21 protein-coding genes are annotated in these 23,794 nt (G+C 33.6%); 9 read left to right on the top strand and 12 right to left on the bottom strand.

From position 1 onward, the window contains the following. Positions 1 to 44 precede the first annotated feature (44 nt). Positions 45 to 1,334, top strand: coding sequence for an aminopeptidase P family protein (locus WC622_RS01960; protein WP_372816761.1), 1,290 nt, complete (start codon positions 45 to 47; stop codon positions 1,332 to 1,334). On the opposite strand, the gene meaB is transcribed toward WC622_RS01960, so the two are convergent. After that, on the bottom strand, positions 1,321 to 2,220 hold the full coding sequence (gene meaB / locus WC622_RS01955) for a methylmalonyl Co-A mutase-associated GTPase MeaB (protein WP_372816759.1): 900 nt from the start codon (positions 2,218 to 2,220) through the stop codon (positions 1,321 to 1,323). The genes WC622_RS01960 and meaB overlap by 14 nt on opposite strands. A 163-nt stretch (positions 2,221 to 2,383) precedes the next feature. Here meaB and WC622_RS01950 point away from each other — a divergent pair, with 163 nt between their 5' ends. The 4 genes from WC622_RS01950 (at position 2,384) to WC622_RS01935 (ending at position 7,267) form a co-directional block, all read left to right on the top strand. Then, positions 2,384 to 4,204, top strand: coding sequence for an ABC transporter ATP-binding protein (locus WC622_RS01950; protein ID WP_372816757.1), 1,821 nt, complete (start codon positions 2,384 to 2,386; stop codon positions 4,202 to 4,204). A 5-nt stretch (positions 4,205 to 4,209) separates the two neighbouring features. Then, positions 4,210 to 5,136 carry a glycosyltransferase family 2 protein gene (locus WC622_RS01945; protein WP_372816755.1) on the top strand — a complete coding sequence of 309 codons (927 nt, stop codon included), beginning with the start codon at positions 4,210 to 4,212 and terminating at the stop codon, positions 5,134 to 5,136. A gap of 138 nt (positions 5,137 to 5,274) precedes the next feature. Further along, on the top strand, positions 5,275 to 6,444 hold the full coding sequence (locus WC622_RS01940; protein WP_372816753.1) for a glycosyltransferase: 1,170 nt from the start codon (positions 5,275 to 5,277) through the stop codon (positions 6,442 to 6,444). A 4-nt stretch (positions 6,445 to 6,448) separates the two neighbouring features. Then, entirely contained in the window at positions 6,449 to 7,267 is an 819-nt protein-coding gene (locus WC622_RS01935) for a glycosyltransferase family 2 protein (protein WP_372816751.1), read from the top strand. Here the strand turns inward: WC622_RS01935 and WC622_RS01930 are convergent, their stop codons facing one another. The 8 genes from WC622_RS01930 to WC622_RS01895 form a co-directional block, all read right to left on the bottom strand. Beyond that, entirely contained in the window at positions 7,268 to 8,227 is a 960-nt protein-coding gene (locus WC622_RS01930; RefSeq protein ID WP_372816749.1) for a GDP-mannose 4,6-dehydratase, read from the bottom strand. Continuing rightward, positions 8,224 to 9,348 carry a glycosyltransferase family 4 protein gene (locus tag WC622_RS01925; RefSeq protein WP_372816747.1) on the bottom strand — a complete coding sequence of 375 codons (1,125 nt, stop codon included), beginning with the start codon at positions 9,346 to 9,348 and terminating at the stop codon, positions 8,224 to 8,226. The genes WC622_RS01930 and WC622_RS01925 overlap by 4 nt, the downstream gene beginning before the upstream one ends. Before the next feature lie 15 nt (positions 9,349 to 9,363). Next, on the bottom strand, positions 9,364 to 10,176 hold the full coding sequence (locus WC622_RS01920) for a class I SAM-dependent methyltransferase (RefSeq protein ID WP_372816745.1): 813 nt from the start codon (positions 10,174 to 10,176) through the stop codon (positions 9,364 to 9,366). 153 nt (positions 10,177 to 10,329) lie between these two features. Continuing rightward, the gene (locus tag WC622_RS01915) at positions 10,330 to 10,470 is read right to left on the bottom strand and encodes a hypothetical protein (RefSeq protein WP_372816743.1); all 141 of its coding nucleotides are present in this window, start codon (positions 10,468 to 10,470) and stop codon (positions 10,330 to 10,332) included. A gap of 107 nt (positions 10,471 to 10,577) precedes the next feature. After that, on the bottom strand, positions 10,578 to 13,565 hold the full coding sequence (gene infB / locus WC622_RS01910) for a translation initiation factor IF-2 (RefSeq protein ID WP_372816741.1): 2,988 nt from the start codon (positions 13,563 to 13,565) through the stop codon (positions 10,578 to 10,580). A gap of 70 nt (positions 13,566 to 13,635) precedes the next feature. Then, positions 13,636 to 14,871 (bottom strand): transcription termination factor NusA, encoded by a 1,236-nt coding sequence (gene nusA, locus WC622_RS01905; RefSeq protein WP_372816739.1) that lies wholly within the window; start codon positions 14,869 to 14,871, stop codon positions 13,636 to 13,638. Positions 14,872 to 14,957: 86 nt separating this feature from the next. After that, complete coding sequence (gene rimP / locus WC622_RS01900; protein ID WP_372816737.1) at positions 14,958 to 15,422, bottom strand: ribosome assembly cofactor RimP; 465 nt, start codon at positions 15,420 to 15,422, stop codon at positions 14,958 to 14,960. A gap of 113 nt (positions 15,423 to 15,535) precedes the next feature. Then, on the bottom strand, positions 15,536 to 15,961 hold the full coding sequence (locus WC622_RS01895) for a hypothetical protein (RefSeq protein WP_372816735.1): 426 nt from the start codon (positions 15,959 to 15,961) through the stop codon (positions 15,536 to 15,538). 17 nt (positions 15,962 to 15,978) lie between these two features. Between WC622_RS01895 and WC622_RS01890 the strand changes: the two genes are divergently transcribed. Next, positions 15,979 to 16,326, top strand: coding sequence for a phage holin family protein (locus WC622_RS01890; protein WP_372816733.1), 348 nt, complete (start codon positions 15,979 to 15,981; stop codon positions 16,324 to 16,326). A gap of 75 nt (positions 16,327 to 16,401) precedes the next feature. Here WC622_RS01890 and WC622_RS01885 read toward each other — a convergent pair whose 3' ends face one another. From WC622_RS01885 to panC, 3 genes are all read right to left on the bottom strand, one after another. Beyond that, a complete protein-coding gene (locus tag WC622_RS01885) occupies positions 16,402 to 17,541 on the bottom strand; it encodes an acyl-CoA dehydrogenase (protein ID WP_372816731.1) in 1,140 nt (379 codons plus the stop codon). Between the two features lie 579 nt (positions 17,542 to 18,120). Next, a complete protein-coding gene (gene panD, locus WC622_RS01880; protein WP_372816729.1) occupies positions 18,121 to 18,471 on the bottom strand; it encodes an aspartate 1-decarboxylase in 351 nt (116 codons plus the stop codon). Positions 18,472 to 18,556: 85 nt separating this feature from the next. Continuing rightward, entirely contained in the window at positions 18,557 to 19,408 is an 852-nt protein-coding gene (gene panC, locus WC622_RS01875) for a pantoate--beta-alanine ligase (RefSeq protein ID WP_372816728.1), read from the bottom strand. Positions 19,409 to 19,557: 149 nt separating this feature from the next. Between panC and WC622_RS01870 the strand changes: the two genes are divergently transcribed. The 3 genes from WC622_RS01870 (at position 19,558) to glmS (ending at position 23,748) form a co-directional block, all read left to right on the top strand. Continuing rightward, on the top strand, positions 19,558 to 20,382 hold the full coding sequence (locus tag WC622_RS01870; protein ID WP_372816726.1) for a glycogen/starch synthase: 825 nt from the start codon (positions 19,558 to 19,560) through the stop codon (positions 20,380 to 20,382). Positions 20,383 to 20,408: 26 nt separating this feature from the next. Then, positions 20,409 to 21,827, top strand: coding sequence for a DUF4270 family protein (locus tag WC622_RS01865; RefSeq protein ID WP_372816724.1), 1,419 nt, complete (start codon positions 20,409 to 20,411; stop codon positions 21,825 to 21,827). Positions 21,828 to 21,909: 82 nt separating this feature from the next. Further along, positions 21,910 to 23,748: a glutamine--fructose-6-phosphate transaminase (isomerizing) gene (glmS, locus tag WC622_RS01860; RefSeq protein ID WP_372816722.1), complete on the top strand. Its 1,839-nt coding sequence runs from the start codon at positions 21,910 to 21,912 to the stop codon at positions 23,746 to 23,748. Positions 23,749 to 23,794: the final 46 nt, after the last annotated feature.

Below are 23,794 nucleotides of genomic sequence, written 5' to 3'. Positions count from 1 at the left end.
TTATTACATTTGGAAAAATTATCTCATTTAAAGATAGTAAAATTATGAAATACAAAGAAATAAGCTCTTCTCTATTTTTAATGAACAGAGACAATTTTATAAATCTATTGCCTGACAATGCAATAGCTATATTTCAGTCAAGTGACGAGTTTCCCAGAAGTGGAGATCAAAACTTTCCTTTTAAGCAAAATCCTGACCTTTTTTACTTATCTGGCATAGATCAAGAACAATCTATTTTATTGCTATATCCAAACTGTCCTAATCCATTATACAGAGAAGTCCTGTTTTTAAGACAGACTAATGACCACATTAAGGTGTGGGAAGGCCATAAATATACCAAAGACCAAGCTAGAGCAACATCAGGAATTAAGAATATATATTGGTTGGATGATTTTGACAACATTCTACACAGTATAATTCACTATGCAGAATATGTTTATATAAATTTAAACGAAAATGACCGTTATGCTCACTCAATACCATATAGAGATATTCGCTTCATTAAAGAATTACGTGAAAAATATCCATTACACAAATATGAGCGAGCTGCCCCTCTAATGCGGGATTTACGAGCAATTAAATCTGAAATAGAGGTAGAACTTACCCAAAAGGCATGCGATATCACCAATGATGCTTTTAGAAGGGTGCTTAAATTTGTAAAGCCAAATGTATTTGAATATGAAATTGAAGCAGAAATTATTCACGAATTCATTAAACAAGCAGCTACTGGCCATGCGTATAACCCAATAATAGCCTCTGGCAACAATGCTAACATATTGCATTACACCGATAATAATCAGAAATGCAAGGATGGTGAGTTGATTTTAATGGATTTCGGAGCAGAATATGCCAATTACAATGCAGATTTAACAAGAACTATCCCAGTAAATGGCAAATTCACTTCAAGACAAAAAGAGGTTTATAATGCCGTTTTACATGTAATGAAGGAAGCTAAAAAATTGATGGTTGCAGGAGCGATTTGGAATACTTATCATGAAGAAGTTGGAGAAATTATGACGGAACAACTTATTAAACTTAAGCTAATTTCTTCTTCTGATGTAAAAAATCAAAGCTTAACATATCCTGCTTACAAAAAATATTTTATGCATGGAACCTCTCATCATTTAGGGATAGATGTGCATGATTTTGCAAGTAGATATACTCCTTTTGCAGAAGGAAATATTTTAACTTGCGAACCTGGCATTTATATTCCAGAGGAAGGATTTGGCGTAAGATTAGAAAATGATATTTTGATTACAAAGAATGGAAATCTCGATCTAATGGCCAATATCCCTATTGAAGTAGATGAAATTGAAGATCTTATGAATGCTTAATCCAGTTTTCTGTAAAACGATAAATATTAAAGTCTGGTTGCATTACTGCTGCTTCAACATCCAAACGTAATTGCATTTTATCAATATCTTTCATTCGGTAGTGCTGAATAATTCTTAGTGCTTTTTCTGCCATTAAGAATTTCTTACGCTCATTAATTGCATCAATTGGTTTCAAAATCCATTTGCATACTGCGCTTATGCCTTCATTTTTATCTGCCACTGTTTTAAAAACGGGTATATTTTGATGCTGCTGACTTACTAACTTTTTTAAATTATTTGCAAAAGCATCTGCACCTTCTCTATCTGCTTTATTAACGATAAAACCTTGAGCAATTTCCATCAATCCTGATTTTATATTCTGTATTTCATCTCCCGATTCGGGAACCAACACCACAATTGTTTTATCTGCCAATCCTGCTATTTCTACTTCAGATTGTCCCACACCAACTGTTTCTATTAAAATTAAATCGAATTTGGCAGCTTTTAATACATCTACCATTTCTAACGTTTTAAGAGAAACCCCTCCTAAAGCGCCTCGAGTAGCAATAGATCTGATAAAAACATTTGGATTGTTAAACTGCTGAGCCATTCTAATTCTATCTCCCAATAATGACCCAAAATTGAATGGAGAAGTAGGATCTACTGCCAAAATGGCTATTTTCTTATTCTGCTCAATAAAATAATTTGTAATCGCATTTATTAAAGTGCTTTTACCCGCACCCGGTGGACCAGTTATTCCTAAAACAGGCACTTCATTTTTAATATGAATTTCTTTTAACAAAGTCGATGAGGGCTCAATGTCATTCTCCACAAAAGTTAAAGCTCTTGCTAAAATCCTAAAATTTCCTTGTTCAATTCCTTCCTTAAGTATCTGATGCGAACTCATTGCAAACTATCTTTAGTACAAATAAACAGAATTTTATTAAGTATGTATCATCCAATGTAACTACATGTGATATAGTTTGTTTTTGGTAATATTATGTACAGTAAAACGATCAATCCGTAAAGAAAGAACAAAATATGTAGCTTTGTATGTTTATACCCCTTGAATGAAAACCTATTTCAGATTATTATCTTTTGCTAAACCAATAGAAAAGTTTGCTATACCTTATATCATCGCAACACTTTTTGCCATCATTTTTAATACTTTTCTTTTTACTTTGTTAGGCCCACTAATGCAGGCTTTATTTCTTGGAAAGTGCGAAGACCCAACAAAAGTTCCCGAAGCCAGCGATTCATGGAATCCAATGCATCAATTTGATAATTATATAGGGAATATTATCTCTGACGATAAAATATTTGCTTTAAAGATAATCTGCATCGTCATTATAGCTACTGTTTTTTTAGCTAATTTTTTCCGTTATTTCTCTCAACGATTCATGGAAGATTTGAGAGTACACACTCTTTTAAATTTAAGAAGAGCTGTTTTTAATAACGTGATGAATTTACATGTCGGTTATTTTAGCAATGAACGTAAAGGGGATATCATTTCTAAAGTCGCATCTGATGTACAAGTTGTTCAGTTTACAGTAACCAATACTCTCCAAGTGGTTTTTAAAGAGCCAGTGCAATTGTTATTTTTTATAGGAGTATTAGTTTCAATCTCTTTTAAGTTAACTATATTCTCGCTTTTAGTCATTCCAATTTCTGGATTTATCATTAGTAAAATCGTAAAAAGATTAAAGCAACAATCTACTCAGTCTCATGAGTCTTTTGCTAAAATGATTGGATTTTTAGATGAAGCTTTGAGCGGAATAAAAATTATAAAAGCCTTTAACGCAACCTTTAGAATAAAAGAAAAATTTCATGAAGAAAATAAATACTATTCTAATCTAAACCGTAAAATGGCAAGGAGGCAGCAATTGGCATCTCCAGTTTCTCAAACTTTAGGCGTTTTAGTAGTTGTATTTATTTTATTGTATGGCGGAACAGAGATTTTGAGTGGACACGGTGATCTTACATCAGCAAAATTTGTGGTTTACCTTGCTACATTTTCTCAAATCATGCAACCTATTAAAGCATTAACTGATTCATTTAGTGGCATTCATTCTGGAATTGCTGCAGGAGAACGTGTTTTAGATTTAATAGACACGAAGGCAGAGTTAGAAAATAAACCGAATGCTATTATCTTACCTGAATTTAAAAAAGCGCTGGATATAGAAAATGTTTCTTTCAGTTATGGAGATAAACAAGTACTAAAAAATATTAATCTAAGTATTGAGAAAGGTAAAACAGTAGCTCTTGTAGGCCCTTCTGGCGGTGGGAAAAGTACATTAATGGATTTAATTCCTCGTTTTCATGATCCCTTGATGGGTGATATAAAAATTGACGGGTATAATTATAAAGACTTAACAATAGAAAGCATTCGAGCTCAAATGGGTACTGTTAATCAGGAATCGTTTTTATTTAATGATACTATTTTTAACAATATCGCATTTGCAAAACCAGAAGCCACGCTAGAAGAAGTAATCACAGCTGCAAAAATTGCCAACGCTCATGAATTTATTTTAAATACTGATCAAGGCTATCAATCCTTTGTTGGAGATAGAGGGAATAGATTATCTGGAGGGCAAAAACAAAGAATTTGCATTGCTAGAGCAGTTTTAGCGAACCCTCCGATTATGTTATTAGATGAAGCAACATCTGCGTTAGATACAGAATCTGAAAAATTAGTGCAAGAAGCGTTGAATAATTTAATGCAAAACAGAACTTCAATTGTAATTGCTCATCGATTAAGTACTATTCAACTAGCAGATCTTATTGTGGTAATAGACAAAGGTGAAATTGTTGAAAGAGGGACCCATCAAGAATTAATTGCCAACAATAGAGTTTATAAGAGGCTAATTGATATGCAAACTTTCAACGATTAAAGCCTATGCCCTTAGTTTCTATTGCTCTCTGCACCTATAATGGCGAAAAGTATTTAATTGAACAATTGGATACGCTTGTTAAGCAACATTACCCAGAATTAGAAGTGATAGTAGTAGATGATGGTTCTAAAGATCAAACTGTAGCTATTTTAAAACAGTATGAATCGACTTATCCTTTTTTTAAGGTGTATCAAAATGAGCAAAATCTAGGTTATACCAAAAATTTCGAAAAGGCTATTTCTTTATGCAATGGTGATTTTATTGCTTTATCTGACCAAGACGATAGCTGGGCGTTGGATAAGATTAGCATCATGATGCAAGAGATTAAAGACAATTTACTGCTATATCACGATTCTGAATTTATGACTGAAGAAGGAATAAGTATGAATCGTAAAATGAGTGATGTTAGAAATTTTTATGTGGGACAAGATTCTAGAGTCTTCCTATTGGAAAATTGTGTTTCTGGTCATGCCATATTATTCAAAAAAGAATTGCTGAATTTTATTGGTGAGTTTGATAAGAACAGTTTTCATGATTGGTGGATTGTTTATGTAGCGAGTAATAATGGAAAAATAAGCTTTATAAGCAATTGTTTGGTAAAATATCGTCAGCATACGGATGCGAACACCAATATTTTGGGAATGAAAAGAGATTCATCGAAGAAAAGAAATGCTTTGCTACAAATTGAGCAAGAATATCATCGCTTAAAATTCTTTCATGACTATGAATTTAATAATTTTCAGGCTTTTAAAACCCAATTATTAAAACTTTATACCAATAGAATGGGTTCATATTTTTCATTTTCTTTGGCTTTTTTTATTTATCGTCATAGAGCTCAATTGCTATTTATTAAAAAGAAATCAACCTTTAGTAAAATCAATTTTATTATTAAATATGCTTGGGGATATAAATTAAAGAAATACTTAGTTTAAGTACCCCTAAAAAAATGATTCCTTTGAATTATTTTTTAAACATTGCTAAGCCGTTTACAACAACTGTTTATATTCGTAAATCATTATTCCTTAAATAAATATATTTAATAAGGATTTAGTTTATTATTTGAAGATCACATGTGGAATAAATTAAAATTATTATTCAATCCTAGTACTGCAGATGAGATTAAAAAACTTAATTTTTTTGATCCAACCAAAAAAACAATCTTAGTGATTGATGAAAACTTGCCACAACACGATAAATCTTCAGGATCAAAGCGCATTTTCGAATTAACTAAAATTTTTAAAAGCATGGGCTTGAATGTGATTTTCTTTCCTGCAGACGGATTGCAAATTTCCCCTTACGATCAACTATTGAAAGAGTTAGAGATTGATTTGGTAATAAATGAAAAAAAGCAAATGCTAAAAACATTACAGTCCTTGCTAAAGTATATTGATTATGCATGGATTTCAAGACCAATGCTAAACAAATCATTCCAAAAAATAGTTAAAAAGAACAAAAAGACGAAAATTATTTTCGATACAGTAGATCTCCATTATATTAGACTACTGCGTCAATCGGAAAATGAAAAAGATGAGAAATTATACAGAAGAGCACTAAAATTTAAAAAACTTGAACTTCGATTGGCAAAAAATGCGAATGCCACAATTACAGTAACCGAGCTTGAGCAACAGATTTTAGAGAATGAAAAAATCAACCATGTTTTTACAATCCCAAATATTCATGAACTTCATCAAGCACCAAAAGAAATCTCTTATGAAGAAAGGCATGGTATATTGTTTATTGGTGGCTATAAACATGAGCCAAATATAGATGCAGTAAAATGGCTGATTAACGAAATTATGCCAATAGTTTGGCGAAAATTAGAAAATGTGCCCGTTTATTTATTAGGTAGCTACCCAACAGATGAAGTATTAAACTTATCAAGCAGTCTGGTAGTTGTTCCCGGGTATTTAAATGATGTAAGTGATTTTTTCTATTCCTCTAGAGTTTTTGTAGCTCCTTTAAGGTATGGCGCTGGCATGAAAGGCAAAATTGGTCAGAGCTTAGAATTTAGCCTACCAATTGTAACCACTACTATAGGTGCAGAAGGCATGAATTTAATACATGGAGAAAATGTAATTATTGCTGATGATGTAAAAGAATTTGCACATCAAATAATTGAGCTTTATGAAAATCAACAGTTATGGGGGAAAATTAAATCTAATGCAGCAAATTCTATTTTAAATTATAGTGCAGAAAAAGTTAAGCTGCAACTTACAAATCTATTTATTAGCTTAAATTGATAAAATGGAACTATTAATTTCTATCATAACAATTAATTACAATAATGAATTTGGGCTTCAGAAAACAATCGAGAGCGTAATTAGTCAAACCAGTAAAAAATTCGAATATATTATAATTGATGGGGGTAGTACAGATGGAAGTAAAGCATCAATTAATCTTTATAAACACCATTTTTCTTATAATGTAAGCGAACCCGATCAAGGCATTTACCATGCTATGAATAAGGGAATTAGAGTGGCGAAAGGCAAATTTCTTTTATTTTTAAATAGTGGTGATACGCTGTCAAACAATGATGTACTTGAAAAAATTGACCCATATTTAAATTCGGATGACGATATCATCTATGGTAACGCTGCTTACCTTGAACCTAATGGAAAAGTTGTTCGAACTTATCCTAATGAATTAAGTTTTGGATTTTTCATGGCTCATAATCTATCTCATCAAACTTCTTTTATAAGAAAGTCTTTATTTTATGATCTATTTTTTTACAATGAGGATTACAAAATTGTTTCTGACTGGGAGTTTTTTATTTATGCCATTTGTAAAGAGAATAGGCCATATCAACATGTAGATATGATAATTTGCAACTATGATGTATCAGGGATTTCTTCTATAATTAGTAATCATAAATCTATGAACGAAGAACGTAGACAAACACTGGAAAGATACTTTCCGTTATTTATTAAGGATTATGAAAAAATAACAATACTTAACTCCAAAAGAGGGCAACAGTTTTTTTATATCAAAAAGTACGGCTTTGCTTATAAAATTTTAAAAGCTTGGATGAGTTTTATTTTATTATTCTTACCAAAAACAAAATAATTACTTATTCAAATTAGCTTGTTCTTCAGCAATCAGTAAGTCCAAAACTTGGTAAAAATTATAATCGTATTTCCAATCTAACTCTCGTTTTGCTTTTGCATTATCCCCATAAATATTTTCAATTTCATTTGGGCGATATAATTTTGGATTGACAACACACTTGTCGTTAGAGATGCCCAAAACAGAAAAAACGTAATAGATAATCTTCCTCAAGCTGATTGATTCTCCTGAACACACTAAATAATCAGCTGGTGTTTCTTGTTGTAACATTTTGTACATCGCTTCCACATATAAAGGAGAATAGCCAAAATCACGTTTGATATCGATATTTCCAACTTCTAAATGTGTTTTATTACCTAAGTGAAGCTGGATACTTTCTCGAATTACCTTTTTTACAAAGAAACCATTACTTCTTAAATACGATTCGTGATTAAAAAGAATTCCGCAAGCAATGTACATCCCATAGCTTTCGCGATAATTGGTACAGGTAAAATGAGCCGCGACTTTAGACGTGGCATAAGGACTCAAAGGGTGTAAAACACTATCTTCTGTAATGGGAAGTTGATTTACCTTTCCACACATTTCACTACTGCTGGCTTGGTAAAAGCGAATACTTCGATTTATAGTTTTAATACTCTCCAACAGATTGAATACACTCAATGTATTGAATTGAAAAGTGGCAATTGGCTGCTCAAATGAAATTGAAACCGAACTTTGTGCTGCAAGGTTATAAATTTCATCGGGTGAATATTTTTTCAGAACAGTTTCAGTTTGTTCAATATCGAGCAAATTACATTTAACAATTTCAACATGCTCTTTTATTTTCAAGTAATCCAATCCGGTTAAATTAGGCTGATCATTTCTCACCAACCCAATTACCTTATAGTCATTCTTCAATAATAAAGTAGAAAGATAGGCGCCGTCTTGCCCTGTTATACCAGTTATGATTGCTGTTTTCAAGATTTTTGGATTGAATTAAATATAGAGATACATTCTTTTGCTGTTTTTCCCCAACCGAATTTCTTGCATTGCACTAATCCTTTTTGCTTAAATTCTGCCCGAAGATCTTCATTAAAAACAAGAGTAGATACTTTTGCTCTTAAATCAGCCTCATCTTCTAATTCAAAGTAAATCCCTGCATCTCCAGCAACTTCTGGAAATGAGCTATGGTTTGCTAAAACGATAGGGCATCCACAACTCATTGCTTCTAAAACAGGAATTCCAAATCCTTCATAAACCGATGGAAAAACAAAACACTTTGCGTTGAGATAATAGCTTGCCAATTCAGCATCTTTAAAATTCCGCTGCATAACTTGATTGGCTACACCTTGTTGTTTGATTAGTAATAATTCTTCAGGCGTAAATTCATTACCACCTGCGCAAACCAAATATAAACTTGGGTTTTCTTTTAAAATTGGTGCGATTGACTTAAAAAAGAAATTGAAATTTTTATAATGTGCTCTATTTCCAACAAATAAAATATAAGATTTTGGAAGTTCTAAATCTAGGGTACTTTGATCATCAATACCGCCAGCCAAGTGCACAACTTCAATTTTTTCTGCCGGCGTATTTGGATAAATTTTAAGGATATCCCTTTTTGTACTTTCTGAAATAGCTATAATTTTAGTTGCTTTTTCAATCAGTCCTTTTTTGTGATTTAATGCAAGATCATCTGCTGTAAAGTATGTAGGGTAAATTTCATGAATCATATCATATACATTCAACACAAAAGGTTTATCATCTAAATAAGGAAGAAAATAAGGATCGTAATAAGTTGGCACAAACAAATCAAAATCTTTTTCCTTTAATGCTTTGATTACATTTTTCCGATTTTGTCTAGCTGCATATCTACTTATTCCTTTTTCACTAAATTTAAAGGAAGAAATTCGTTTTAAACGTTCCATTAAACTTAACCCTTTATCAATTTTCTCATTATAATGGATGTTTTTTGTCTGTACAATTGGACAAATTGCCTGATGATCTTTACTTTGATTCAACTCATAAATTAACTCGGTGAAATACCGGGAAATACCTCCAAATTTTTGAAGTAAAAAGATCTGATCATCAAATAGAATTTTCATAGATAGATTTTGGTATTATTTTAACTTCTCTTTCACCATCTCCCAATCAGCGTTCAACAAACTAGTATACGATGGATATTGTTTTTGATCAAATTTCTTCACCATTTTCCGCATCTTCCTAATTAAAAATGGATCTCTCTTAATTTTGAATGGATCCTCTGAAAATGTCTTTTTAGTAAATAAATGTATACTTGCACCATCAGTATAAAAGTTGAAACCAAATTTTTCTGCAATAAAAGCAAGTGATTTCTCAGTATAAAACGCAAGGTGCTGTCCTGTTTCTGGGATGAAATACCACCAATCATCAGATGAATTCAATGGCATTTGAGGGACCAACTCTGTACTAAAAAAGATGGAATCACTATGTTTCATCATCGCTTCAATCTCAGTTAATGGATTGGGTAGATGTTCAAAAACCTCGAAAGCTGTCAGCAGTTCAAACTTAGTGTTGCTAGGCAAATTACTCAAATCAAAATACTCTGCAAATATATTTTTACAATAGATATCTGTATGGTAAAAATCATATCCCTGATCTCTCATTAAACGAGTAAATAGACCATAACCTCCCGCATAATCCAAGTATTTTCCATTCTTATCGAAATGTTTACTTAAGATTTTAAGTAGTTTACCACGCAGGTTTTCATTTCTATATACTAAACCAATATCCAATTTGGTAATTGCAGATGAATAGGCCTCTTCTAACCAATAGGGCTCTTCTGTTTGAATAAATCCAGTTTCTACGCATTTAAAATACGTAATCTCGTATTTGTTCAAAATTTTCACCTTGAAAAGAACGATCGTAGCGCCTCCAGTTACTTTACTCTGCATTATATTTACAATTTATTTTTAACTGCCTTCCATGCTTTAGAAAGCAAACTTTTTTGATTTGGTTGCGCATAAACTCTTTACTCTGGGTATGACTATCCACCACCACGTCTTGAATTTTAAAGATTGGATGAATAATTTTTTGATATCTCCAAATTAATTTTTAGTTAGAGGATGATCGCCAAAAGTATGTGTTCCGCTTTCTCCCATCCCTATATTCTTCACCATATTTACATTAGGCACGATAGACTTATAACCCATCACTAAATTAAAAAACTTCTTTATCAATCTTTTCATCAATCAAATATATTTAATTTAATTATTTCAAGCTTTTAATTTAACCAAAAGGGCAAAAAAAGAACGCCCCAAAATTGAGGCGTTCCAAAAATATTCATGCTATCAGTTTATAACTTTCTTTTAACTTCTACTTGTTCGTAAGCTTCTACAATATCTCCAACTTCAATATTATTAAAGTTTTGGATATTTAGACCGCATTCATAACCTTTAGCTACTTCTTTAACGTCGTCTTTAAAGCGTTTTAATGAAGCTAATTCTCCAGTATAAATTACAACACCATCACGTACAATACGGATTTTGCTATTTCTAGTAATTTTACCATCTAATACCATACAACCTGCAATGGTACCCACTTTAGTAATTTTAAAGGTTTCTCTAATTTCTACGTTTGCCACAATCTTCTCTTCAAATTCTGGAGCCAACATACCTTCCATTGCAGCTTTAATCTCGTTAATAGCATCATAAATAATAGAGTATAAACGAATATCTATTTGTTCTTGCTCTGCTAATTTACGAGCACCTGGCGAAGGACGTACTTGGAAACCAATAATAATCGCATCTGAAGCAGACGCTAACAATACATCAGATTCTGAAATTTGACCTACTGCTTTACCAATAATATTGATTTGTATTTCCTCCGTAGATAGTTTTAATAATGAATCGGCTAATGCTTCGATTGAACCATCCACATCACCTTTAACAATTAAGTTTAACTCTTTAAAGTTTCCAATTGCTAAACGACGACCAATCTCATCTAAAGTAATATGTTTCTGTGTACGCAAACCTTGTTCACGCATTAATTGTAAGCGTTTATTAGCAATTTCTCTTGCCTCAACTTCGCTTTCCATTGCGTTAAACTTATCTCCAGCTGTTGGAGCGCCTTGCATACCCAATACTTGTACTGGCACTGATGGCCCAGCTTCTTCAACTTTTTGACCACGTTCGTTAAATAAAGCTTTCACTTTACCGCTATAACTACCTGCTAAAATTGGATCACCAACTCTTAACGTACCAGCTTGTACCAATACTGTAGTTACAATACCACGTCCTTTATCTAAGGTTGCTTCGATAACCGTACCAGTTGCACGTTTATTAGGATTAGCTTGTAATTCTAATAATTCTGCTTCTAATAATACTTTATCTAAGAGTAAATCTACATTTAATCCGCTTTTACTTGATATTTCTTGCGATTGGAATTTACCACCCCAGTCCTCAACCAAAATATTCATCGCAGATAATTGTTCTTTTACTCTATCTGAATTTGCACCTGGCTTATCAATTTTTGTAAAGGCAAATACCAATGGTACGCCCGCAGCTTGTGCATGATTAATTGCTTCCTTTGTTTGAGGCATCACCGCATCATCTGCTGCAATTACAATAATTGCTATATCTGCTACTTTCGCACCACGAGCACGCATTGCTGTAAAGGCTTCGTGACCTGGCGTATCTAAGAAAGTTACTTGTTTACCTGAGTTAGTTGTTACTTTATATGCACCAATGTGTTGTGTAATACCACCGGCCTCACCAGCTACCACATTCGCTTTACGAATATAATCTAGTAATGATGTTTTACCATGATCTACGTGACCCATAATGGTAACCACAGGAACTCTTGGTTCTAAATCTTCTGGTGCATCTTCCTCTTCAATAACACTATCTGCTTCTTCATCCGCTTTTACAAACTGGATTTCGTAACCAAATTCATCAGCAACAATTGTTAAAGTTTCTGCATCCAAACGTTGATTGATGGAAACGAACATGCCCAAACTCATACAAGTACCAATAATTTTAGTTACAGGCACATCCATCATATTGGCTAATTCATTTGCCGTAACAAACTCGGTAACCTTTAATACTTTAGATTGTAATTGTTCTTCTGCTGCCGCTTCTTCAGCTGTTAATGCTACATCATCACGTTTTTGACGACGAAGTTTAGCACGTTGTGCAAATTTACCAGATTTTCCAGCGCCACTTAAACGAGCAAGTGTTGCTTTAATCTGATCTTGTATTTCTTTTTCTGTTGGTTCCTCTTTAGGCCCACCCGGTGCAGCACCTGGTTTAGCATTTCTAAAGTTTGGACGACCACCAGCCGTATTATTTGTATTATTTCTAAAATCAGGTCTGTTACCAACGTGTGGAGCAGGTGTTCCTGCCGGACGAGGTTGATTTGTACCTTGTTGTTGACCTTGATTCTGTTGACCTTGTCCTTGTTGAGGAGCATTAGGTCCACCAGGTGTTTTTTTGCGTTTGCGTTTGCGTTTTGCAGCTTCACTATCGCCAGAAGAAGCTACAGGTTGGTTTCTACGATCAGGGGTAGTTGGCAAAACAATTTTACCTACAATATTTGGTCCTGATAATTTAACCGAACGAGCTTTAATAACTTCGTCATCGGGAGAAGTTGGAGTTTCTGCCACTGGTGTTACAGGTGTTGGTGCTTTAGGTTTTTCTTCAACTTTAGCTTCAACAACTGGTGCTTTTTCTTCTTTAACTTCAGCAGGTTTTTCTACAACTGGCACCTCTGCTTTAGGAGTTTCAACAACTGCTGGAGTTTCTTTTTTAGCTACCTCAGCAGCTTTAACTTCAACAGGCGCTTCTTCTTTCTTAGCAGGACGAGTTTTACTGTTTAAATCGTTAAGATCTATTTTTCCAACAATTTTCACACCAGGCAAAGATCCTTCTTCGGTTACAGCATCAACTTTAGCAGGCGCTTTTACAGGCTCCTCTACCTTAGTTTCAACTGGCTTTTCTTCCTTCGGCTTCTCAGCAGCAGGAGGAGTATATGAATGAAGGTTTTTAATTAAAATACCTTCGTTTTCAAAATCTTGTTTTTTTCTAGGCACCTCAGCAGCTTTCTCAACTACTTCGGGTTCATCACGACGAATTTTACCTATAACGATCTGATTGGCTTCTTCTTTTACGATTTTATCCCCCTGAAACTCTCTCAATAATGTATCGTACATATCTTTTGAAAGTTTGGTAGTGGGCTTATTTTCCACAGCAAAGCCTTTCTTACCTAGAAACTCTACGGCTGTAGCAATCCCTATGTTAAGCTCTTTGGCTGCTTTAAATAAAATTATGGCTTTGTCGTCTGACATTTATTATCCTATTTTTTTACTAATTATATACAAAAGTAACGTTTATTCTTATTTATTCAAGCATAACACGTTATTCAAATTCCGATTGAAGAATTGCGATCACTTCTTTAATGGTTTCTTCTTCAAGATCGGTACGTTTTACTAATTCATCTACTGATAAGGCTAAAACACTTTTTGCTGTATCGCAACCAATTGCTTTTAGCTCATCAATAATCCAGCTATCAATTTCATCCGAGAATTCTTCGATATCCACATCTTCATCTTCTTCTCCGGCTTCACGATAAACATCGATTTCATATCCCGTCAATTTACCTGCCAATTTAATGTTATGACCACCACGACCAATTGCTAAAGATACTTGATCTGGTTTTAAGTAAACTGAAGCGTGTTTTGTAGCATCATCTAATTTAATAGAAGTGATTTTTGCAGGGCTCAACGCACGTTGAATGTATAATGAAATATTGTTTGTGAAGTTAATTACATCAATATTTTCATTTTTTAATTCTCTCACGATACCGTGGATACGAGAACCTTTCATACCAACACAAGCACCAACTGGGTCAATTCTATCATCGTAACTTTCTACAGCAACCTTAGCACGTTCTCCTGGTTCGCGAACGATTTTCTTAATGGTAATTAAACCATCAAAAATTTCTGGAACTTCAATTTCGAATAAACGTTGTAAAAACTCTGGCGCAATACGTGAAATAATAATTTTTGGAGTTGCATTCACCATATCAACTTTAGAAATTACAGCACGAACTGAATCTCCTTTTTTGAAATAATCTGCTGGAATTTGTTCAGTTTTAGGCATCATTAATTCGTTGCCTTCATCATCCAATACCAACGTCTCTTTTTTCCAAACTTGATAAACTTCACCAGTTACAATCTCACCAACTCTATCTTTATATTTTTTGAAGATTTCGTCTTTCTCTAATTCTAAAACTTTAGATACAAGGGTCTGACGAGCTGCTAAAATCGCTCTGCGGCCAAAACTTTCTAACGTAATTTGTTCAATGTAATCATCACCAACTTCCATATCTGGATCTAGTTGCTTTACTTCAGCAAGTTCGATTTCTAGGTCATCATCTTCAGAAAACCCATCTTCCATCACTTTTCTAGTCCTCCAGATTTCCAAATCCCCATTATCTGGGTTCACAATTACGTCACAGTTTTCGTCTGTGCCATATTTTTTACGCAACATACTGCGAAATACCTCTTCCAGTACGCTAATTACTGTAGGGCGGTCGATATTTTTGAAGTCTTTAAACTCCTGAAATGAATCGATTAAATTAATATTGCTCATTTTTTCATCCTTTTAATTTTGTCTTCATTTGTGATGAAGCTGCTATGGTTTAATTGGTTTATTTTATTCAGTAAACCATAGCGGTTCTATTTAAATGAAATTAAAACCTTTGTTTCTACTATTGTATTAAACTCAATTGGGGTTTCTACCAATTGGGCTTTTTTACCTTTTTCTTTAATTTTCTCTTCTATCGAGATTGCATTATCATTAACGGAAAGCAATTTGCCTTCTTTTTTTTCTCCATTGGATAGTTTAACGCTCAATTCTCTACCAATATTTTTATGGTATTGACGAATCAATTGAAGTGGCTCACCAACACCTGGAGATGAAACTTCTAAATTGTAAGCTTTCTCAATTGTGTTTTCTTCTTCTAAGTGAAAACCAACATGCCTACTAATTGCTGCACAATCCTGAATACTTATTCCCTCATCACCATCTACATGGATAATAAGTTTGTTATTTGGCAGCATTTTTATGTTTACCAAAAACAGTTCAGGTCTATCTGCAATCTTTTCCTCTACGAGCTCTTTAACTCTTTTTTCTACCTGCATATCCTAAATTGTTGCAAAAGAAAAGAGGGGACTCTGTCCCCTCTTCTTCCTCTATTACGGTGCAAATGTACGAATATTTTTCAAAATAAAAAAGCCTATAAATGAGTTATTTATTATCGCTTTAAGATTTGTTGTTGAGCTTTCACTTTATGACCAACATTAGATTTTATGATTTCTTTTCCACTTGCAAATTGTGCATTCAACATTGTTTCAATTAGATATGATTTTCCTTTTACAAATGGTGTTGTCGGGGTAAATAATAGACTATCACCAGCAATACTTAATTTTCCAGGGCATTCAACCTCCATGCTTGTCGAATCGTCATCAGCAGGAGTTTGTAAAACTGATACTAAATTTTGATACGTCGTATCTGTATTTATGTTATTTTTAAGTTGGAAAAGACCTGCAGCCTCTATATTAGTAATTACGATAACACTGCTATCTTTAGAAAAATGAATTAACAATGGCTTGTTATTTGTTGTACAGCCAAATAAGAAAAGGCATAAAAGCCAAATTGATACTTTTAAATATTTTAACATTTAACTAAATTAACATTATGAAGTTGATACTCGAAATTTTACTTATGGGTTTAGCCATGATGCTTGGCGCTTACATTGTTCCAGGTGTTAGTGTAGATGGATACGGCAGCGCAATTATTGCCGCCATCTTAATTGCAGTTGCAAATGCAACGATCGGATTAATTCTAAGAATTTTTACATTTCCACTAAACGTATTAACGTTAGGCCTAATCTCATTTATTATTACCGTACTTATGATTTTACTGGTAGATAACTGGATGACAGGATTTAACACCTCTGGATTTTTAGCTGCTGCAATTTTAGCAATAGCCGTTTCGATTATTAAAATGATATTGGATTCTATTTTTGGAGTTGAGAAAAAATAATTCAAAAATTTAAGCCGCTGATTTTGCAAATCAGCGGCTTCTTTCGTCTTCCGACTTTCAGTCATCTCTGACTATTTAACTTAAAATGCTTCTGCTAATTACCATCTTTTGTATTTCAGATGTACCTTCATATATCTGGGTAATTTTTGCGTCTCTCATTAATCGTTCTACATGATATTCTTTTACAAAGCCGTAGCCACCATGTATTTGTATCGCTTCAACTGTAACATCCATGGCAACTTTACTTGCAAATAATTTAGCCATAGAACCTGCCAATGTATACGATTGTCCTTGATCTTTTAACCACGCCGCTTTATAAACTAACATTCTAGCTGCTTCAATCTGAGTAGCCATATCTGCCAATTTAAAAGCAATTGCTTGATGATCTGAAATTGGTTTACCAAATGCCTTACGTTGCTTTGAATAGTTAAGTGCTAATTCATACGCACCGGCAGCAATGCCCAATGCCTGGGCTGCAATCCCAATTCTACCACCTTCTAAGGTTTTCATGGCAAAAGAAAATCCAAATCCATCATCTCCAATTCTATTTTCTTTTGGAACTTTTACATCATTAAACATTAACGAATGCGTATCAGATCCACGAATACCTAGCTTATTTTCTTTTGGCCCAATAGTAAATCCTGGAGTTCCTTTTTCAACTATAAAAGCATTGATACCTTTATGTCTCAATTCTTTGTGCGTTTGAGCAATTACTAAATATGTGCTTGCAGTACTACCATTGGTTATCCAGTTTTTAGTACCATTTAATAAATAGTAATCTCCTTTGTCTTCAGCGGTAGTTTGCTGAGATGTAGCGTCAGAGCCCGCTTCAGGTTCAGAAAGGCAAAAAGCACCAATTTTTTCTCCTGAAGCTAATGGTTTTAAATATTTTTCTTTTTGTGCTTCGTTTGCAAAAGCTTCGAGTCCATAACAAACTAATGAATTATTTACGGAAACCACTACTGACGCAGACGCATCAATTTTCGATAATTCTTCCATTACCAAAACATAAGAAACAGCATCCATGCCACTTCCATTATATTTTGGATCAACCATCATTCCTAAAAATCCAAGTTCGCCAAGTTTTTTAACTTGTTCAGTTGGAAATTTCTGATGTTCATCTCTTTCGATTACTCCTGGCTTCAATTCTGTTTGTGCAAAATCTCTGGCAGCCTGTTGTATCATCAATTGTTCTTCACTTAACTCAAAAAGCATAATTATGATCTATAAATGGTTAGATTTTCCAAATTTAGTACTTCTTAACCAAATTACTATGGTTGCATAGTAATTTTTTCAATAAATAGGACATCTAGGATAAAAGTTAGACAATTTATTGCTGTTATATTTTAGTTTAGAAATGCGACAAAAACAGTCGGATTTATTTGCACTTTATTCGAATTGATGTCAAGACCACACTTTTCGCTATACCGATGAGTTTTTCCAAATTAGTCGTCTTCATTCGATTTTGTTTCAACCATGCATAGGAAAACCTAACCAAAGATGATTTTTTAAACATGCTTAAATTCAAAATTTAGGATTCATTTCTCCTACATTCCTCCTAGTCTCCTCCTACATTTCTCTTGAAAAATGCCCTTTGAGAAGAACAAACCTAGGGTAAACCTCGAACAACACTAGAGCAACGTCACTTTTTTACTGACATTTCTGGACATTTACAGACATTTTCGGACATTCAAACTACTAGGCTATTGTTCGAAAAAATTAAAATTGTCAAACTTAGGATTAAAAAACTCTAAAAATCAGTTGGGAAAGCTCTGTATTGTTAAGAAGAGGATATTATTTCAGAAGTTTGTTATTATCGTCTGGGAAAACAAGAATGGGTTGATATTTTTTAGCCTCTTCTACAGGCAAAGAGCCATAAGACATGATAATTAAGATATCGCCAACTTGAACTTTTCTAGCTGTTGCACCATTTAGACAAATAGTACCAGTACCGCGTTCGCCTCTAATTGCATATGTTTCAAAACGTTCGCCATTGTTATTATTTACAATTTGAACTTTTTCATTTGCGATAATATTAGCTGCATCTAATAAATCTTCATCTATAGTAATACTGCCAACGTAATTTAATTCTGCCTGCGTTACTTTAACACGGTGTATTTTCGATTTTAGAATCTCGATAATCATACTGCAAAGTTAGCACATTATTACGGAAGATATATAATGTAAGATGGAAGATGTGTCATATCCAATCCATTTTACATATTACATTTTACTTTTTTAGTAGCATATTATCTATTAATCTTGTTTCGCCAACTTTAGCTGCAACGAGTGCTACAGGATATTTAGCAGTTTTATTTTCGATTGGCAATAAGGTCTCTCCATCTGCAATTGTAAAATAATCTAATTCAACACCAACAATTTCATTAATCATTTTTTTTGCACCCTCTAATAGTTGTGCTAAACTCAACAGATTAAAATTATCCTTCACATATTGTAAGGCCCTACTTAACACCAAGGCATTCTTTCTATCTATTTCAGATAAATGGATATTTCTAGAACTCATGGCCAATCCATCTTCTTCTCTTATAATTGGGCAAGAAATAATTTCTACAGGCATATTAAAATAGTTCACCATATTTTTAATCATCAGCACCTGTTGGAAATCTTTTTGACCGAAAAAAGCAATATCTGGAGTTACAGCATCAAAAAGTTTTTTTACAATTTGAGTTACACCCTGATAATGACCTTTCCTAAATTCTCCTTCCAACAAAAATTCTGCATTGCCTAAATCTATATGCCAATTTTCTGGTTTAGGAAAGCTCGGGTACATCTCTTTAACTGATGGCATAAATACTACATCGCAACCAGCATCATTTAGCATTTTGATATCATGCTCTAAAGGCCTTGGGTATTTTTCTAAATCTTTAGGATCTCTAAATTGAGTGGGATTTACAAAAATGCTGCACACTACTATATCAGCCTGTTGCTGCGCAATTTTAATGAGCGATAAATGGCCTTTATGCAGAGCGCCCATAGTTGGTACCAATGCGATTTTAGATTTTGACTTCTGCAATGGCTTTAATAATAATTGCAGTGCTGAGATTGTATGTATAATTTCCAAATTACCAATTGGTTTTAAAGGCTCAAAGTTGAACAATTATCTAAAACTTACAAAGCCTATTGCATAAGTTATTGATAAATATTAATATTTTACGTACCTTTGCACCTTGATAATCTTTAAATTAACATAATTTAATATACACTATGGAGATGGCAAAAACGAAGCTACTGATTGTTACACACGAGATGTCGCCTTTCCTCGAACTCACTAAAATTTCAGAAATTACTCGCCAATTACCGCAAGCAATGCAAGAAAAAGGATTTGAAATCCGCATTCTAATGCCAAGGTTTGGTAACATTAACGAAAGAAGAAACAGGTTACATGAGGTTATCCGTTTATCAGGTATGAACATTATTATTGATGACAATGATAATCCACTAATCATTAAAGTTGCATCAATTCCAGCTGCACGTATGCAAGTTTATTTCTTAGATAATGAAGATTATTTTCAGAGAAAGTATGTCTTCAGAGATAAGGAAAACAAATTTTATGCAGACAATGATGAGCGTACTATTTTCTTCTGCAAAGGCGCTTTAGAAACTGTTAAAAAATTGGGCTGGGCACCAGACATTGTTCATTGCCATGGCTGGATGACATCTTTAGTACCCGCTTATATCAAAACGACTTATAAAAACGACCCTACATTTAAAAATGCAAAAGTAGTTTACTCTGTTTATGAGAATTGCTTTACTGAAACTTTAAATGCTGATTTGCATAAAAAAGCGGTGATGAATAACATGACTGAAGAGGATACAAAAGCATTCGTTAAAGCAGACTGTAACAGCTTGCATATGGGGGCAATAAGCCATTCTGATGCCGTTGTTTTGGCTGATGTAAACTTAGATAAAGATGTGTTAAAATTTGTTAAAGATTCTAATAAGCCAACTTTAGCCTTTAATTTAACCGAAAATTACGAGAACTTCTTCAATTTTTACGAAGAAATCTCTGATGAAGAATTGGTTTCAGTAGCTTAAAAGCGAGCATTATTTTAATATCAAATATGAAATTTTCAAAACTAGACTTATTAACCCTGTTGATAAGTCTTTTTCTTTTCGCATCATGCGAAAACACATCAACAATAGGATTAGAAGTAGATCCTAGTAGCGCTATACAAGGTTCTTTAGTTGATTCGATTACTATTACCTCTCGTACTATACAAGAAAGCGATATAGAAACAAGTACAGCGACTAGACATCCTTTTGGATATTTAATAGATCCGACATTTGGTACAACAGAATCGAGTTTGGCAATGACCGTAAATTTACCTGTTAATGCTTATAGTTTTGGTAACACTCCGACTATTGATTCTGCTATATTAGTATTAAATTATGGTGGCGAATTTTATGGAGATAGTACTTCAACTTACAGTATTGATGTACGTCAGTTGAAAACTGATCTTTCCAAAGAAACTTCTTTTTTGAGCAATAAAGATTGGCCATATTTTAACCCAATTATTGGAAACAAAACAGGAAAATTATATCCAACCACAAAATATAAAGTTACGGATATAGTAGTTGGAAAAGCTGATACGTTAAGAACTGTTACTCCCCAACTAAGAATACCCTTAGATAAAAATTTCATCCAAGCTAATATTGCTGAAGCAAATGCTACAGATTTGAAATATAACTCGAATTTTACTGGTTATTTTGGAGGGCTTCATCTTCAGATTAACAAAACCAGTTCAACTGGAAAAGGCGGAATTATGTTCTTTGATTTTGCAGGCACTAATTCTGCTGTAGTATTGTATTATAAAAACCAAAACGCTACTACCGGTCTTAAAGATACCACATCTGTCAATTTTCCTATTGAAACCGTATCTAATCCTATTGCAGCAACTATTAAGCACAATTACTCAAGCACACCTGTGGCAACACAACTAAGTAACCCTACGGTACAATACCCTGTAACTTATTTACAGCCACTAGTTGGTTTAAGAAATAAAATTGCTTTTCCTTATTTAAACAAATTTGCTGCTAATATTGGTAAGATTGTGGTTAATAAAGCTGAATTGGTGATAGATATAAGTACAGGATCAGATGTGATTCCTTATGGAGCTGCGCCGAGACTTGCCCTTTACAGGTATGATATTGCTGAACAAAGACAAAATGTGCCAGATAATAATTCGGCAACGCAGTATAATAGCGGAGATCCTCGTTCATTGAGCCCAACAGTTTTTGGTGGATATTATAATTCAGTAACTAAACAGTATGTATTTGTGGTAACGAGTTATATCCAAGATCTATTGAACGGAAAAACTACAGATTATGGTACTTTTTTAGCAGTAACACCTACTAATGAATATCAAATCTATCCATCTATTTCTGCTGCTGCCAGATCCGTAATTGGCTCTTTTAAAAAGACTCCCGTTGCAGGCGATAATTTGATGAAATTAAACATCTACTATACCAAAATAAACTAAAAATTTATTTTACGCAACCGTTTGATTAATCGCTCAAAAGCAATACTTTTGAGCGATTTCTTATTTTAATGGAAAAATTTATATGTGTGGAATTGTAGGTTATATTGGTTTTCGTGAGGCATGGCCAATTGTAATTAAAGGGCTAAAAAGATTAGAATACCGTGGTTACGATAGTGCAGGCGTTGCATTAATTAATAATGGTAATTTAAACATCTATAAAAAGGCCGGAAAGGTTCAAGAACTCGAAAATTATTCCGTAGATAAAAATTTGTCAGGAACGATTGGTATGGGGCATACACGTTGGGCAACCCATGGCGCACCATCAGATCGTAATTCTCACCCTCACACTTCCAACAATAGCAGATTAAGTATCATCCATAATGGAATTATTGAAAACTATGCTACCCTAAAAGAAGAACTTTTAAGAAGAGGTCATACTTTTAATAGCGATACTGATACAGAGGTTTTAATCCATTTGGTAGAAGAAATCTATAAAAACGAGGAAGTTGACTTGTTAGAGGCTGTTAGGCTGGCATTAAATGAAGTTAGCGGTGCTTATGCTATTGTTATAATGGATCAAGATAATCCAAATGAATTAATAGCTGCTAGAAAAGGTAGTCCTATGGTTATTGGCGTTGGTCAAGGAGAATATTTTATTGCATCTGACGCTACGCCTATTATAGAATATACTAAAAATGTTATTTACCTAAACGATAATGAAATTGCTTTTGTAAAAAGAGATGAGCTTTTAATTAAACGATTAGATAATGTTATACAAACTCCATATGTACAAGAATTAGAGCTTCAATTAGAAATGCTTGAAAAAGGTGGTTACGATCACTTTATGCTAAAGGAAATTTATGAGCAACCTCGTTCGATTAGAGACTGTATGAGAGGTCGTATCTATCCTGAAGAGGGCAAAGTACAACTAGGCGGAATTAAAGAGTTTGCAGACAAGCTTAAAAATATAGATCGCATTATTATAGTTGCCTGTGGCACTTCTTGGCATGCTGGTTTAGTAGGTGAATATTTAATAGAAGAATATGCCCGCATTCCTGTTGAAGTGGAATATGCATCAGAATTTAGATACAGAAATCCGATTATTACTGAAAAAGATGTAGTTATTGCTATCTCTCAATCTGGCGAAACTGCAGATACAATGGCCGCCATAGAAATGGCTAAAGAAAAAGGCGCCACTATTTTTGGTGTTTGTAATGTAGTTGGAGCCTCTATCCCTAGAATAACTCATGCTGGTGTATATACGCATGCTGGTCCAGAAATTGGTGTAGCATCTACAAAAGCATTTACGGCACAAGTAACGGTTCTAACGCTAATGGCGTTTTACATGGCACAACAAAAAGGAACTATTTCTAATTCAAAATTAGTAGAACTTTTAACTGAATTAGATTGTATTCCTGATAAAATTCATATTGCATTGCAATCAAATGATATTGTTAAAGCAATCTCAGAAAAATTCAAAGATTCAAGAAATTGTTTGTTTTTAGGTAGAGGAAGTGGTTTCCCTGTTGCTTTAGAAGGTGCTTTAAAATTAAAAGAGATCTCTTATATCCATGCAGAAGGTTATCCTGCAGCAGAAATGAAACATGGTCCAATAGCTTTAATTGATGAAGAAATGCCTGTCGTTGTTATTGCTACCAAGAATTCATCTTACGAAAAAGTAATCAGCAACATCCAAGAGGTTAAAGCTAGAAAAGGAGTTGTTATTGCGATTGTAACAGAAGGTGATACTGAAGTTAAAAAGATGGCCGATTATTGCATTGAAATCCCTGATTCGAGTGAGGCATTTTTACCACTATTAGCAACAATCCCACTACAATTATTATCTTATCATATTGCAGTCTTAAGAGGCTGTAATGTTGACCAGCCGAGAAATTTAGCAAAATCTGTAACCGTAGAATAAAACAAAAAGGCTCGATAATATCGAGCCTTTTTGTTTAAATAAGTTT

The organism is Pedobacter sp. (genome assembly GCF_041662865.1).
In the GTDB taxonomy this organism is placed as follows: domain Bacteria; phylum Bacteroidota; class Bacteroidia; order Sphingobacteriales; family Sphingobacteriaceae; genus Pedobacter.
This window is presented reverse-complemented; position numbering and strand designations above follow the sequence as displayed.

Excerpts from the sequence above, each read along its gene's own strand:
- meaB (WP_372816759.1), bottom strand. The coding sequence starts at position 2,220 with ATGAGTTCGCATCAGATACTTAAGGAAGGAATTGAACAAGGAAATTTT.
- WC622_RS01865 (WP_372816724.1), top strand. The coding sequence starts at position 20,409 with ATGAAATTTTCAAAACTAGACTTATTAACCCTGTTGATAAGTCTTTTT.
- rimP (WP_372816737.1), bottom strand. The coding sequence starts at position 15,422 with ATGCAGGTAGAAAAAAGAGTTAAAGAGCTCGTAGAGGAAAAGATTGCA.
- glmS (WP_372816722.1), top strand. The coding sequence starts at position 21,910 with ATGTGTGGAATTGTAGGTTATATTGGTTTTCGTGAGGCATGGCCAATT.
- WC622_RS01895 (WP_372816735.1), bottom strand. The coding sequence starts at position 15,961 with ATGTTAAAATATTTAAAAGTATCAATTTGGCTTTTATGCCTTTTCTTA.
- WC622_RS01925 (WP_372816747.1), bottom strand. The coding sequence starts at position 9,348 with ATGAAAATTCTATTTGATGATCAGATCTTTTTACTTCAAAAATTTGGA.
- WC622_RS01890 (WP_372816733.1), top strand. The coding sequence starts at position 15,979 with ATGAAGTTGATACTCGAAATTTTACTTATGGGTTTAGCCATGATGCTT.
- WC622_RS01920 (WP_372816745.1), bottom strand. The coding sequence starts at position 10,176 with ATGCAGAGTAAAGTAACTGGAGGCGCTACGATCGTTCTTTTCAAGGTG.
- WC622_RS01945 (WP_372816755.1), top strand. The coding sequence starts at position 4,210 with ATGCCCTTAGTTTCTATTGCTCTCTGCACCTATAATGGCGAAAAGTAT.
- WC622_RS01950 (WP_372816757.1), top strand. The coding sequence starts at position 2,384 with ATGAAAACCTATTTCAGATTATTATCTTTTGCTAAACCAATAGAAAAG.
- WC622_RS01885 (WP_372816731.1), bottom strand. The coding sequence starts at position 17,541 with ATGCTTTTTGAGTTAAGTGAAGAACAATTGATGATACAACAGGCTGCC.
- WC622_RS01870 (WP_372816726.1), top strand. The coding sequence starts at position 19,558 with ATGGCAAAAACGAAGCTACTGATTGTTACACACGAGATGTCGCCTTTC.
- nusA (WP_372816739.1), bottom strand. The coding sequence starts at position 14,871 with ATGAGCAATATTAATTTAATCGATTCATTTCAGGAGTTTAAAGACTTC.
- panD (WP_372816729.1), bottom strand. The coding sequence starts at position 18,471 with ATGATTATCGAGATTCTAAAATCGAAAATACACCGTGTTAAAGTAACG.
- infB (WP_372816741.1), bottom strand. The coding sequence starts at position 13,565 with ATGTCAGACGACAAAGCCATAATTTTATTTAAAGCAGCCAAAGAGCTT.
- WC622_RS01915 (WP_372816743.1), bottom strand. The coding sequence starts at position 10,470 with ATGAAAAGATTGATAAAGAAGTTTTTTAATTTAGTGATGGGTTATAAG.
- WC622_RS01940 (WP_372816753.1), top strand. The coding sequence starts at position 5,275 with ATGTGGAATAAATTAAAATTATTATTCAATCCTAGTACTGCAGATGAG.
- WC622_RS01935 (WP_372816751.1), top strand. The coding sequence starts at position 6,449 with ATGGAACTATTAATTTCTATCATAACAATTAATTACAATAATGAATTT.
- WC622_RS01960 (WP_372816761.1), top strand. The coding sequence starts at position 45 with ATGAAATACAAAGAAATAAGCTCTTCTCTATTTTTAATGAACAGAGAC.